The sequence below is a fragment of the Pseudomonas sp. HN2 genome, assembly GCF_020736465.1.
Lineage (GTDB): Bacteria > Pseudomonadota > Gammaproteobacteria > Pseudomonadales > Pseudomonadaceae > Aquipseudomonas > Aquipseudomonas moraviensis_A.
Genome location: NZ_CP085885.1, coordinates 3,853,420 through 3,865,993, shown reverse-complemented (window position 1 = coordinate 3,865,993; position 12,574 = coordinate 3,853,420). Strand labels below are relative to the sequence as shown.

General features: G+C 60.2%; 11 protein-coding genes. 3 read left to right on the top strand and 8 right to left on the bottom strand.

Features of this window, described 5'->3' with window-relative positions:
- The first annotated feature begins 9 nt into the window (after positions 1 to 9).
- Complete coding sequence (locus LIS66_RS16855; RefSeq protein ID WP_227972625.1) at positions 10 to 300, top strand: hypothetical protein; 291 nt, start codon at positions 10 to 12, stop codon at positions 298 to 300.
- 104 nt (positions 301 to 404) lie between these two features.
- Here the strand turns inward: LIS66_RS16855 and LIS66_RS16850 are convergent, their stop codons facing one another.
- On the bottom strand, positions 405 to 803 hold the full coding sequence (locus LIS66_RS16850) for a DUF6124 family protein (protein WP_065616958.1): 399 nt from the start codon (positions 801 to 803) through the stop codon (positions 405 to 407).
- 130 nt (positions 804 to 933) lie between these two features.
- Here LIS66_RS16850 and LIS66_RS16845 point away from each other — a divergent pair, with 130 nt between their 5' ends.
- On the top strand, positions 934 to 1,590 hold the full coding sequence (locus LIS66_RS16845) for a LexA family protein (protein WP_042609184.1): 657 nt from the start codon (positions 934 to 936) through the stop codon (positions 1,588 to 1,590).
- Between the two features lie 42 nt (positions 1,591 to 1,632).
- On the opposite strand, the gene LIS66_RS16840 is transcribed toward LIS66_RS16845, so the two are convergent.
- From LIS66_RS16840 to LIS66_RS16825, 4 genes are all read right to left on the bottom strand, one after another.
- A complete protein-coding gene (locus LIS66_RS16840) occupies positions 1,633 to 3,582 on the bottom strand; it encodes an acetyl/propionyl/methylcrotonyl-CoA carboxylase subunit alpha (RefSeq protein WP_227972624.1) in 1,950 nt (649 codons plus the stop codon).
- Complete coding sequence (locus LIS66_RS16835; RefSeq protein WP_227972623.1) at positions 3,582 to 4,394, bottom strand: gamma-carboxygeranoyl-CoA hydratase; 813 nt, start codon at positions 4,392 to 4,394, stop codon at positions 3,582 to 3,584. The genes LIS66_RS16840 and LIS66_RS16835 overlap by 1 nt, the downstream gene beginning before the upstream one ends.
- Before the next feature lie 13 nt (positions 4,395 to 4,407).
- On the bottom strand, positions 4,408 to 6,012 hold the full coding sequence (locus tag LIS66_RS16830) for a carboxyl transferase domain-containing protein (protein WP_064363650.1): 1,605 nt from the start codon (positions 6,010 to 6,012) through the stop codon (positions 4,408 to 4,410).
- 107 nt (positions 6,013 to 6,119) lie between these two features.
- Positions 6,120 to 7,283: an isovaleryl-CoA dehydrogenase gene (locus LIS66_RS16825; protein ID WP_065616012.1), complete on the bottom strand. Its 1,164-nt coding sequence runs from the start codon at positions 7,281 to 7,283 to the stop codon at positions 6,120 to 6,122.
- A 291-nt stretch (positions 7,284 to 7,574) separates the two neighbouring features.
- Between LIS66_RS16825 and LIS66_RS16820 the strand changes: the two genes are divergently transcribed.
- Positions 7,575 to 9,272: an AMP-binding protein gene (locus LIS66_RS16820; protein ID WP_227972622.1), complete on the top strand. Its 1,698-nt coding sequence runs from the start codon at positions 7,575 to 7,577 to the stop codon at positions 9,270 to 9,272.
- A 653-nt stretch (positions 9,273 to 9,925) separates the two neighbouring features.
- Here the strand turns inward: LIS66_RS16820 and LIS66_RS16815 are convergent.
- The 3 genes from LIS66_RS16815 to LIS66_RS16805 form a co-directional block, all read right to left on the bottom strand.
- Complete coding sequence (locus tag LIS66_RS16815) at positions 9,926 to 10,825, bottom strand: hydroxymethylglutaryl-CoA lyase (protein WP_227972621.1); 900 nt, start codon at positions 10,823 to 10,825, stop codon at positions 9,926 to 9,928.
- Positions 10,826 to 10,969: 144 nt separating this feature from the next.
- Positions 10,970 to 11,365, bottom strand: coding sequence for a MerR family transcriptional regulator (locus LIS66_RS16810; RefSeq protein ID WP_042609191.1), 396 nt, complete (start codon positions 11,363 to 11,365; stop codon positions 10,970 to 10,972).
- 150 nt (positions 11,366 to 11,515) lie between these two features.
- The gene (locus LIS66_RS16805; protein WP_064363647.1) at positions 11,516 to 12,451 is read right to left on the bottom strand and encodes a LysR family transcriptional regulator; all 936 of its coding nucleotides are present in this window, start codon (positions 12,449 to 12,451) and stop codon (positions 11,516 to 11,518) included.
- Between the last annotated feature and the right edge of the window lie 123 nt (positions 12,452 to 12,574).

The following is a 12,574-nucleotide window of genomic DNA, read 5'->3' as shown; positions in this document are numbered from 1 at the left end:
AGGATTTTTATGACCGGTACTTTACACGCAGGCTGGGGTGAAACCGAGGGGAATTGCAGGGTGCTGGCGGGGGCGTCCTCCGTGACGCGCCAGCAGCTTAGAGGCTATGCGATTGATTCTCAAGTGCTGATTGCCGTTAGTTTCGGCCAATGTGGCCGGGCTCGGCTTGCCAATCAATATTCTTTTGATATTATCCGCGCCATCGAATTTGCAACACCCAAAGACTTCATTAGCCTGAAGACACAAGCCCGAAAAACGGGCAAAAAAAGACCCGGCAAAAAGCCGGGTCAAAAACCGTGATTAGCCTGATGAGGAGATAGTCCAGAAGACCGACCTAAGGTCTCTGGTCCATCGACTGATCTCGCGACCAGCTGCTTGCAATAATAATCATTATCATTTGCAAGTCAAATGTTTTTATCTGCGCGATGGGAAAATTCTTTCCTGTCCGTCCGTACCTTGTTTGCTATGACTTCATCGTTGTCGATCGAGTGATCGACCATCGCCCGCGCCATATCCACCATGTGCACCACCGAGAAGGCCAGGTCGCGATTCGTGCCCTGCAGGTTTTCTGCGGCCTTGAAGGCCGTGGCGGCTGCGCATCGCAACAGGTCCGAGGCATGCACCAGCGCTTCCTCGCCGCTGAGATGGCCTTTGACATCGAAGAACCGTTCTTCCGTCTCCGGTTCTGAAATTGCCGGTTTCAAGTAGTAGTCCAGCGCGCGTTGTGCGGCGGCGGTGCCTTGGGGCGACGTGAAACTGGTGTCGATTTGCAGATCGGGCAGGTCTTTGCTGCTGATGTTCATCATGAGAAGGCACTCCATGTTCGATTGAAAGTCCGTTTACCTAGGATAGTACCGCCTGTATTTGTGACCAGAATTTAAATACTACAATATGTGTTTTGCCGGTCGAAGACGTCCGCGTAAGGTGCGGCACATGGATAAATGGATTGAGTTGGTCAAGGCCAAGATGAGTGAACTCAAAGTCACTCAAACAGAGCTCGGAGAGCGCGTCGGCATGTCCCAGGGCGGGATCGGTCATTGGCTGAACAAGCGTCGCGAACCCGGTGTTACCGAAATGAACCGTGTGCTCAAAGCGCTGGGAATGGATTTCCTCGAAGTCGTTCTGGTGATCCGCGAACCGCAGCCGACGCCGGAGGATGAAATGCCGCTGGCGCAGAAGTACAACCCGTACTTCCGCTACCCGGTTCGTGACTGGCACGCGCCCTGTGAGGTGCGCGACGATTCGGCGAGCTACGCCGGCGCATCGGCGAAGCAGCGCTTCGAACTTACCGATTACCACGCTCGCGGTGCGGCGTTCTGGCTGACCGTGACGGGGGATTCGATGACCGCGCCCAGCGGTCAGAGCATTGCCGAGGGCATGCTGATTCTGGTCGACCCGGAGTTGGAGGCGGTGCCTGGAAAACTGGTGATTGCCCAGTGGCCGGACAGCGAAGAAGCGATTTTCCGCAAACTCGACGAACAGGGCGGCCAGCGTTACCTGGTGCCGCTCAATCCGACCTGGCCGAAAGCGCTGTTCACCGATGAATGCCGGATTGTTGGCGTGGTGGTTCAGGCGACGGCGCGTTTCTGACCGGATCGATCCTCGCTCAAGGCCCGGATCAATCCTGCAATTTCACACTTGTTCCAGTTCAACCAAAGCGCTGCCTTCGCTGACCATATCGCCTTCCTGGCAATACAGCGCTTTGACCACGCCCGCCTGTGGCGCACGAATGCTGTGTTCCATCTTCATGGCTTCGAGCACCACCAGTTGCGCCCCGGCCTCGACCGCTTGCCCGACCTCGACCAGCACGCGCACGATGCTGCCGTTCATTGGCGCGGTCAGACCGCCCTGGTGGCTGTGGCTGGCCTCAACGGCACTGATCGGATCATGGGCCTCGATGCGTCGCAGCTCTCCCTCCCACTGCAGATACAACGAATCGCCCTGACGAATTGCCCGCAACGTGCGGCGCACGCCGTCATGCTCGACCGCCAGCGCTTCGCCCAACAGTCTGACGTGGGCCGCAGCTGCCAATGTCAGCGCACGATCCTGTCCCTCGCAACTTAAATGCAAAGTGATCTCCGCCGGCAAGCCTGCCCGCAAACCACTGCCGCAAGACCACGGCGAGGCGGGATCATCCGTCCGCTTACGTGCTGGCAGACTCTGCGCGAAAGCCTGCGCCGCCGCTTGCCAGAACTCATCGCTCAACGTACCTGGCGCTGGCAGCAACTGCTCCTGATAACGCGGAATGAACCCGGTATCCAGTTCTGCGGCGGCAAACGCCGGATGCGCGATGATCCGGCGCAGGAAGTTGATGTTGGTCTTCAGTCCGCCAATCGCAAACTCATCGAGCATGCTCAGCAGACGCAGGCGCGCCTGTTCGCGATCTTCACCCCAGGCAATCAGTTTGCCGAGCATCGGGTCGTAGAACGGCGAAATCTCGTCACCTTCCTCGACCCCGCTGTCCACTCGCCGCCCCGGACCCTGTGCCGATTCGCGGTACAGATCCAGACGCCCGGTGGCCGGCAGAAAATCATTCGCCGGATCCTCGGCATACAAGCGCACTTCAATCGCATGACCGTTGAGCGGCACCTGCGCCTGGGTCATCGGCAGCGCTTCACCCCGGGCGACGCGAATCTGCCAGGCGACCAGATCGAGCCCGGTAATCGCTTCGGTCACCGGGTGCTCGACCTGCAGGCGCGTGTTCATTTCCATGAAGAAAAACTCGCCGCGCGCATCCAGCAGAAACTCCACGGTGCCAGCGCCGACATAACCGATTGCCTGTGCCGAACGCACCGCCGCTTCGCCCATGGCCCGGCGCAATTCCGGCGTCAGGCCCGGCGCCGGGGCTTCTTCGACGACTTTCTGATGCCGACGCTGGATCGAGCAATCGCGCTCATTGAGATACAGGCAGGTGCCGTGCTGGTCGGCGAACACCTGAATCTCCACATGACGCGGCTTCGGCAGATATTTCTCGACCAGCATTCGCGAGTCGCCGAACGAGGACAACGCTTCCCGCTGAGCGGAGGCGAGGGCTTCGGCCAATTGGCTGACGTCCTCCACGACTTTCATGCCTTTACCGCCGCCACCGGCCGTGGCCTTGAGCAGCACCGGATAACCGATGCGTTCGCAGGCTTCACGGAAGGTGTCGAGATCCTGCGCCTCGCCGTGATAGCCCGGCACCAAAGGCACGCCGGCCTTTTCCATCAGCGCTTTGGCGGCGGATTTACTGCCCATCGCATCGATGGCAGAGGCAGGCGGGCCGAGAAAGATCAGGCCGGCAGCTTCGATGGCGCGGGCGAATCCGGCATTTTCCGAGAGAAAGCCGTAGCCGGGATGAATCGCCTCGGCGCCGCTGGCCTTGGCAGCAGCGATCAATTTGTCGATTTGCAGATAACTGTCAGCGGCCTTGCTGCCGCCCAGATCGACGCGGATATCGGCTTCACGGCTGTGCCGCGCATCGCGGTCGGTGGCGCTGTGCACAGCGACGGTAGTCAGGCCCAAGGCCTTGGCGGTGCGCATGACCCGGCAGGCGATTTCGCCGCGGTTGGCCACCAATAGGGTGGTAATCACAGGTGCGCTCATCAACGCGACTCCTTGGTGGATGCGGCTTGCCAGCTCGGCGGGCGTTTTTGCAGAAAGGCGCGCAAGCCTTCCTGGCCTTCGGCGCTGACGCGAATCCGCGCGATGGCATTTTCGGTGTAGCGGCGCAGGGCCGGGGTCAGCGCGCCGTTGCCGACTTCACGCAGCAAGTCCTTGCTGGCACGCATGGCGGCGGGGCTGTTGAGCAACAGATTGTCGATCCACTGCTCGACCTGCTGCTCCAGTTCAGCGGTAGGGCAGCTTTCAGACAACAAGCCGATCTCCCGCGCCCGCTGTCCGCCGAAGCGCTCGGCGGTCAGCGCGTAACGCCGCGCCGCCCGCTCACCGATCGCCTGCACTACAAACGGGCTGATCACCGCCGGCGCCAGGCCGATGCGCACTTCCGACAGGCAGAACTGCGCATCATCGGCGCCAATCGCCATGTCACAGCAACTGATCAGGCCCAGCGCGCCACCGAACGCCGCGCCCTGAACCACGGCGAGGGTGGGGATTTTCAGCTTGGCGAGGTTGTACATCAGCTCGGCCAGTTCGCGGGCGTCGTCGAGGTTGGTGTGGTAATCGAGCTCCGCCGACTGCTGCATCCAGGCCAGGTCGGCGCCGGCACTGAAGTGCTTGCCGCGCCCGCGCAGCAGCAGAAAACGCAGGCTCGAATCGCTGGCCACCTTGTCGAGGGCGAGGATCAGTTCGCGGATCATCTCGGCGTTGAAGGCGTTGTTTTTCTCGGCGCGGTTGAGCCACAGCGTCGCGAAGCCGCGCGGGTCGGTTTGCAGTTCGAGGGTATTGAAGTCGCTCATCAGGTTCTCCCCATCACATCCGGAACACGCCGAAGCGGCTCGGTTCGATTGGCGCGTTCAGCGACGCGGACAAGGCCAGGGCCAGCACATCGCGGGTCTGCGCCGGGTCGATGACGCCGTCGTCCCACAACCGCGCGCTGGAGTAGTAGGGGTGACCCTGCTCTTCGTACTGGTCGAGAATCGGCTGCTTGATCTCGGCCTCCTGCTCGGCGCTGAACGCCTGACCGCTGCGTTCGGCCTGTTCGCGTTTGACCTGCACCAGCACGCCGGCGGCCTGTTCGGCGCCCATCACGCCGATCCGCGCGTTCGGCCACATCCACAAAAAACGTGGGTCGTAAGCGCGACCGCACATGCCGTAGTTGCCGGCCCCGAAGCTGCCGCCGATGATCACGGTGAATTTCGGCACCTTGGCGCAGGCCACTGCGGTAACCAGCTTCGCGCCGTGCTTGGCAATGCCGCCGGCTTCGTATTTCTGTCCGACCATGAAGCCGGTGATGTTCTGCAGAAACAGCAGTGGAATACCGCGTTGGCAGGCCAGTTCGATGAAGTGCGCGCCTTTTTGCGCGGCTTCGGCGAAGAGAATGCCGTTGTTCGCCAGGATTGCGATCGGGTAGCCGTGCAAGTGAGCGAAACCGCAAACCAGCGTGGTGCCGAACAGCGCTTTGAATTCATCGAACACCGAGCCATCGACCAGTCGCGCGATCACTTCGCGCACATCGAATGGCTGCTTGGCGTCAGCCGGAACCACGCCGTACAACTCGTCGCTGGCGTACAGCGGCGCAATCGGCGTGCGTTGCTGCACCTCGCCGAGCTTGCGCCAGTTGAGGTTGGCGACGCTGCGGCGGGCGAGGGCGAGGGCGTGTTCGTCGTTCTCGGCGTAATGGTCGGCCACGCCGGAAGTCTTGCAATGCACATCGGCACCGCCCAGATCCTCGGCGCTGACCACTTCACCGGTTGCAGCTTTCACCAGCGGCGGGCCGGCGAGAAAGATCGTCGCCTGGTTGCGCACCATGATCGCTTCGTCCGCCATCGCTGGCACATACGCGCCGCCAGCGGTGCACGAGCCCATGACCACGGCGATCTGCGGGATGCCCATGGCGCTCATGTTGGCCTGATTGAAAAAGATCCGTCCGAAGTGCTCGCGATCCGGAAACACTTCGTCCTGACGCGGCAGGTTGGCGCCGCCCGAGTCCACCAGATAAATGCACGGCAGGCGATTCTGCTGGGCGATGGTCTGTGCACGCAGGTGTTTCTTCACTGTGAGCGGGTAGTACGAACCGCCTTTCACCGTCGCATCGTTGGCGACGATCATGCATTCCACGCCTTCGACGCGACCGATCCCGGCAATCACCCCGGCGGCGGGGACGTCTTCGCCATACACGGCGTGAGCGGCCAGTTGGCTGATTTCCAGAAACGGCGAGCCCGGATCGAGCAGGCGATTGATGCGTTCACGCGGCAGCAATTTACCACGCGAAGTGTGGCGTTCCTGAGCTTTGGCACCGCCACCCTGGGCCACTTGAGCGAGCAGGGTGTGCAGCGCGTCGACCTGTTTGAGCATCGCCGCGCTGTTGACGGCGAACTCCGCGGAGCGCGGGTTGAGCTGAGTGTGCAGGATCATGGGGCTTACTCCGTAAGCAGCTTCTAGCTACAAGCGGCAAGCTGCAGGTTGGGGCAAGAGCGCGGTTCTCTTGCAGCTTGAAACTTGCGGCTTGCAACTGACGAAATTCATTTCGTCTCGTTGAACAGTTCGCGACCGATCAGCATGCGGCGGATTTCGCTGGTGCCGGCGCCGATTTCGTAGAGCTTGGCGTCGCGCAGCAGGCGGCCGGCGGGGAATTCGTTGATGTAGCCGTTGCCGCCAAGAATCTGGATGGCATCGAGGGCCATTTGTGTGGCGCGTTCGGCGGTGTAGAGAATCACTCCAGCGGCATCCTTGCGCGTGGTTTCGCCGCGCTCGCAGGCCTGCGCAACCGCGTACAGATAGGCGCGGCTGGCGTTGAGCTGGGTGTACATGTCGGCGACTTTGCCCTGGATCAGCTGGAATTCGCCGATGCTCTGGCCGAACTGCTTGCGGTCGTGGATGTACGGCACGATCAGGTCCATGCACGACTGCATGATCCCGGTCGGGCCGCCCGACAGCACCACGCGCTCATAATCGAGGCCGCTCATCAGCACCTTCACGCCGCCGTTGAGCACGCCGAGGATGTTCTCTTCCGGCACTTCGACGTCATCGAAAAACAGCTCGCAGGTATTGGAGCCGCGCATGCCCAGCTTGTCGAACTTGTTGCTGCGGCTGAAGCCTTTCCAGTCACGCTCGACGATGAACGCAGTAATGCCGTGCGGGCCTTTTTCCAGATCGGTCTTGGCGTAGATCACGTAGGTGTTGGCGTCAGGGCCGTTGGTAATCCAGGTCTTGCTGCCGTTGAGGACGAAGCGGTCGCCGCGCTTGTCGGCACGCAGCTTCATCGAAACCACGTCGGAACCGGCGTTTGGCTCACTCATGGCGAGGGCGCCGACGTGCTCGCCGCTGATCAGCTGCGGCAGGTATTTGCTTTTCTGTTCGTGGTTGCCGTTGCGGTTGATCTGGTTGACGCAGAGGTTGGAGTGCGCGCCGTAGGACAAGGCCACAGACGCCGAGCCACGGCTGATTTCTTCCATGGCCACCACGTGCGCCAGATAACCCAGGCCCGCGCCGCCGTACTCTTCCGGCACGGTGATGCCGAGCAGACCCATGTCACCGAATTTGCGCCACATATCGGCCGGGAACAGGTTGTCGTGATCGATCTGCGCGGCACGCGGGGCGATCTGATCGGCGACGAAGGACTGCACCTGATCGCGCAGCATGTCGATGGTTTCACCGAGGGCGAAGTTCAGGGATGGATAGCTCATGGGTCACCTTTTGGCTTTTTTATCGGGTGGAGTGCACGTCAGATCGGCGCTCAGCTTTACGTTAACGTAAAGCTTCCCGAGTTCGGCTGTCAATCAGCTTTACGTAAGCGTCAACTTGCGCGAGAGTAAGGACAGTTCAGGATAGAAAGCGCAGAGCTTTCTGTAGGAGTGAGCCTGCTCGCGATGGCAGTGTGTCAGTCAATATTTGCGTTTGCTGACACGACTCTATCGCGAGCAGGCTCACTCCTACAGGGTCGTCGTTACCCATAAATAAAGACAATAGGGCTCGTCATGGATCAACCCACTGCAAACCCGCCGCGCAGCTACACCCGTGGCTCTCAGCACCAGGCCCTGTTGGCGCTGACCATCGGTCAGCGCTTCGATCAAACGGTCGCGCAATACCCGGATGGCGAGGCGCTGGTGGTGCGCCACCAGCAGTTGCGTTACTCCTGGCGACAACTGGCCGACGCCGTGGATGAGCAGGCCAGAGCTTTGCTCGCATTGGGTTTGCAGACCGGTGATCGCCTCGGCATCTGGGCGCCGAACTGTGCGCAGTGGTGCGTCACCCAATTCGCCACGGCGAAGATCGGAGTGATCCTGGTCAACATCAATCCCGCCTATCGCAGCTCGGAACTCGAATACGTGCTCAAGCAATCCGGCTGTCAGTGGCTGGTCTGCGCGGGCGCGTTCAAAACCTCGAATTACCATGAGATGCTTCAAGGCCTGGCGACCGAGCTGGCCGAGCACGCCATCGGTCACCTGCGCAGCGAACGTCTGCCGGATTTGCGCGGCGTGATCAGCCTCGATGCAAACCCGCCAGCTGGCTTTCTGCCGTGGTCGCAGCTCAGCGAGCTGGCTGCCAGCGTCTCGCCTGATCACCTGGCCGAGCGCAGCGCCAGCCTGCATTTCGATCAACCGGTGAACATCCAGTACACCTCTGGCACCACCGGTTTTCCCAAGGGCGCAACCCTCAGTCACTACAACATTCTCAACAACGGCTACATGGTCGGCGAAAGCCTCGGGCTGACGTCTGCCGATCGTCTGGTGATCCCGGTGCCGCTGTATCACTGCTTCGGCATGGTCATGGGCAACCTCGGCTGCGTCACCCATGGCAGTACGATGATTTACCCCAGCGACGCTTTTGATCCGGCGGTGACTCTGCAAGCGGTGGCCGAAGAAAAAGCCACGGCGCTGTACGGTGTGCCGACCATGTTCATCGCCATGCTCGATCAGCCGCAGCGGCAGGCTTTCGACCTGACGAGCCTGCGCACGGGGATCATGGCCGGAGCGACCTGTCCGATCGAGGTCATGCGTCGAGTGATCAGCGAAATGCACATGAGCGAAGTGCAGATCGCCTACGGCATGACCGAAACCAGCCCGGTGTCGCTGCAGACCGGGCCGGCCGACGAGCTTGAGCTGCGCGTCACCACGGTCGGGCGCACTCAGCCACAGCTGGAAAGCAAGGTTATCGACGACGCAGGCAACGTCGTGCCACGCGGCACCATCGGTGAATTGTGCACCCGCGGTTACAGCGTGATGCTCGGCTATTGGAACAACCCGAAGGCCACCGCCGAGGCCATCGATGAGGCGGGGTGGATGCACACCGGCGACCTGGCGAGCATGAACGAGGTGGGTTACGTCAACATCGCCGGGCGTAACAAAGACATGATCATTCGTGGCGGCGAGAACGTTTATCCCCGAGAGCTGGAGGAATTCTTCTTCACCCATCCGGCGGTGGCGGACGTGCAGGTGATCGGAATTCCGTGCCCGCGCTACGGTGAAGAGATCGTCGCCTGGATCAAACTCCACCCCGGCCACAGCGCCTCTGAACTGGAGCTGCACACCTGGTGCAAAGCGCGGATTGCGCACTTCAAGACACCGCGTTACTTCAAGTTCGTCGACGCGTTTCCGATGACAGTGACGGGGAAGATCCAGAAATTCAGGATGCGTGAGATCAGTATCGAAGAGCTGCGCATCAATAACGCCTGACACAAATCCCTGTAGGAGTGAGCCTGCTCGCGATAGCGGTGTATCAGTCAATATTTGCATCGGCTGATATGACGCTATCGCGAGCAGGCTCACTCCTACAGGGGATCGGGTGAATTCAGGAATTGCAGAAAGCACAAAGGGGAGCCGAGGCTCCCCTTTAATTTGTCGTTGCGTGCTCTTTTTATTATTGAGGGGCGGTCTGTTGTTGTTTTTGGCAACCGTGGCCCTGTACAGCTTTTGGCGACCCCCATCCGGGGTCAAGAGCAAACGTATTTTTTTGAGCGCTGATCTGCTTTCTCGTCAAACGATCCAACCGATTCGGGAACTACCTGAAGGTAGTTTTATTGTTCTCTGCCCGGTTGCGGGTCACTCCTGAGAGCACCCTGAAAAGCACACCTTCTCCAAAAAAATCTGTTAGCTGCGTCTCTGCCGTGTTGTTCTTGTTATGTCAGAGTCGTTTCGTCTTGTTTTTATTGGTTTGCGGCTTTTTATTCTTGTTATGCGATAGAGATAGCAGGTGTCGTGCCAACTTTTGAAAAGCTTTCTAGATCAACGGGTTACGATTTTCAGAGGTTTTCAGCCTTGGGCAAAGCCAGACAATTTGTTTCCGTGTTACTCGCTTTTGCCCACATCACTGACCCAGCGGTAACACCTCACTGGGCGCTGCATGCCTTCGCCACTCGCGAACCGGTCGGGCGGCCGAGCACTGCGCTGATCTGCTGGCCCGCGGCGATCAAGGCGTCCAGGTCGATACCGGTCTCGATGCCCAAGCCGTTGAGCAGGTACACCACGTCTTCGGTGGCGACGTTACCGCTCGCGCCTTTGGCGTACGGGCAGCCGCCGAGGCCGGCGATAGAGCTGTCGAACACCGCAATGCCTTCGAGCAGGCTGGCGTAGATGTTGGCCATGGCCTGGCCATAGGTGTCGTGGAAATGCCCGGCGAGCTTGTCCCGTGGCATCTGCGCCGAAACCACCTCGAACAGGCGCCGGGTCGCGCCCGCCGTACCGGTGCCGATGGTGTCGCCCAGCGACACTTCGTAGCAGCCCATCGCGTACAGCTCACGGGCGACCATCGCCACTTGCTCCGGCGCGACCGTGCCTTCATACGGACAACCCAGCACACAGGAAACGTAACCGCGCACGGTAACGCCGTGTTGTTTCGCCGCCTCCATGATCGGCGCAAAGCGCGCCAGGCTCTCGCTGATCGAACAATTGATATTGCGCTGCGAGAACGCCTCGGAGGCCGCAGCGAACACCGCGACTTCCTTGACCCCGGCGGCAATCGCGTCTTCAAAACCGCGCAGGTTCGGCGCCAGCGCGCCATAGGTCACGCCTGGCTTGCGTTGAATCTGCGCGAACACCTCGGCGGAACCGGCCATCTGCGGCACCCACTTGGGCGAAACGAAACTGCCGACTTCGATATAGCCGAGCCCGGCGGCGCTCAGTGCATCGACCAGTTGCACCTTGTCAGCCACACTGATCGGCTGGGCTTCGTTCTGCAGGCCATCGCGCGGGCCGACTTCGATCAGGCGTACTTGGGAGGGGAGGGACATGGGCGGGACCTGCTCTTTTGAATTCGTGGAGATCCCTTGTAGGAGTGAGCCTGCTCGCGATAGCGGAGTGTCAGTCGCCATATTTTTTTCTGATACACCGCTATCGCGAGCAGGCTCACTCCTACAGGGGGGATGTAGTGTTTGCTAGACCGCCTGGCTTTTAAGCGTCTGCTCCAGCGCCTGCACGCAGCGTTCTTCGGCGGTATCAAGCTCAAGTTTCATCTGTTCGATATCCAGCAACTGCTGCTCAAGCTGTTCGCGGCGTTCGCTGATTTTCGCCAGCATGCTATTGAGCTGTCGGGTGTTACCGCTGGACGGGTCGTAGAGCTCGATCAGCTCGCGGCATTCGGCGAGGGAAAAGCCGATGCGCTTGCCGCGCAGGATCAGCTTCAGCGTGACCTTGTCCCGTGGTGAGTAAATGCGTTCCTGGCCACGACGCTCGGGGCTGAGCAGGCCTTGCTCTTCATAAAAGCGGATCGCCCGGGTGGTGATGTCCAGCTCGCGGGCGAGGTCGGAAATGCTGTAGGTCTGACTGCTCATGAAAGCGCTCGGAAAAGGGGCATGGCGCTAAGCTAATCGGTGGTTTACGTTTACGTCAAGCAAGAAAAAGATCGCAGCCTTCGGCAGCTCCTACAGGGGAATGCATTCCAAATGTAGGAGCTGCCGAAGGCTGCGATCTTCTGATTTGCCTCAAACCGCCTGCTTATCCAGCTTCTTCTCCTGCGCCGTCACTTGCTGGCACAACTCGATCATCTGCTCACGCATCCAGCGGTTGGCCGGGTCCTGGTCGGTGCTTTCGTGCCAGTACAAATGCGTTTCCACCGACGGCACATCATTCACCGGCAAATTGAACGCCTGCAAGTCATGACGACGGGCGAAGCGTTCCGGCACGGTCATGACCATGTCGGTCTGCTGCATCACCTGCGAGGCCATCAGATAGTGCTGCGAGCGCAGGGCGATCTTGCGCTGGATGCCCATTTTGCCCAGCGCCAGATCGACATAACCCAGACCGCTGCGGCGGCTGGAGATATGGATGTGGGTCAGCGACAGATAATCATCAAGGCTGAGTTTTTCCTTGCCTGCCATCGGATGGCCCTTGCGCATGGCGCAGACGTAACGGTCGTCCATCAGCTTGACGTGGCGCACCTGCGGGTCGGTATTGAGCGGCGCATCCACGGCGAAATCCAGGCGCCCGGCCGCCAGTTCCTTGGTGGTTTCCCGGCGTTTCGACAGAAAGCTTTCGATGATCACCGTCGGCGCCAGGCGGCGCAGACGCTGGAACAACGGCGGCAAAATGATTGCTTCCGTGAGGTCGGTCATGCTGATGCGATAAGTCTTGACTGCCTGCGCCGGGTTGAAGATGCGGCTTTCCTGCACCGACACACGCAGCAGCGACAGGGCATTACGCACCGGGCCGATGATGTTCTGCGCCATCGGCGTTGGCACCATGCCTTGGGCAGTACGCACGAAGAGCGGGTCGTTGAAGGTCTCGCGCAGCCGGGCCAGGGCGTTGGACACCGCCGGTTGGGTGATGCCGACAATCTGCCCGGCGCGGGTCAGGTTGGCTTCGGTGTAGATCGCGTCGAAGACGATGAAAAGGTTGAGGTCGACCTTGCTCAGGTTCATAACGCGGCTTCTCTTGTTATTAAGTGCAAGTGTTTTGGGGCTCAGGATCAGCCGATCATATATCGGTGATGAATGTTTATACACGCCGAGAATAGGCTAGGTAAATTATCAGTGCTGTTCTAG

Bases quoted from the DNA above. Each gene is read 5' to 3' on its own strand.
- LIS66_RS16830 (WP_064363650.1), bottom strand. From the start codon at position 6,012: ATGATCCTGCACACTCAGCTCAACCCGCGCTCCGCGGAGTTCGCCGTC.
- LIS66_RS16840 (WP_227972624.1), bottom strand. From the start codon at position 3,582: ATGAGCGCACCTGTGATTACCACCCTATTGGTGGCCAACCGCGGCGAA.
- LIS66_RS16805 (WP_064363647.1), bottom strand. From the start codon at position 12,451: ATGAACCTGAGCAAGGTCGACCTCAACCTTTTCATCGTCTTCGACGCG.
- LIS66_RS16820 (WP_227972622.1), top strand. From the start codon at position 7,575: ATGGATCAACCCACTGCAAACCCGCCGCGCAGCTACACCCGTGGCTCT.
- LIS66_RS16810 (WP_042609191.1), bottom strand. From the start codon at position 11,365: ATGAGCAGTCAGACCTACAGCATTTCCGACCTCGCCCGCGAGCTGGAC.
- LIS66_RS16855 (WP_227972625.1), top strand. From the start codon at position 10: ATGACCGGTACTTTACACGCAGGCTGGGGTGAAACCGAGGGGAATTGC.
- LIS66_RS16850 (WP_065616958.1), bottom strand. From the start codon at position 803: ATGAACATCAGCAGCAAAGACCTGCCCGATCTGCAAATCGACACCAGT.
- LIS66_RS16815 (WP_227972621.1), bottom strand. From the start codon at position 10,825: ATGTCCCTCCCCTCCCAAGTACGCCTGATCGAAGTCGGCCCGCGCGAT.
- LIS66_RS16845 (WP_042609184.1), top strand. From the start codon at position 934: ATGGATAAATGGATTGAGTTGGTCAAGGCCAAGATGAGTGAACTCAAA.
- LIS66_RS16825 (WP_065616012.1), bottom strand. From the start codon at position 7,283: ATGAGCTATCCATCCCTGAACTTCGCCCTCGGTGAAACCATCGACATG.
- LIS66_RS16835 (WP_227972623.1), bottom strand. From the start codon at position 4,394: ATGAGCGACTTCAATACCCTCGAACTGCAAACCGACCCGCGCGGCTTC.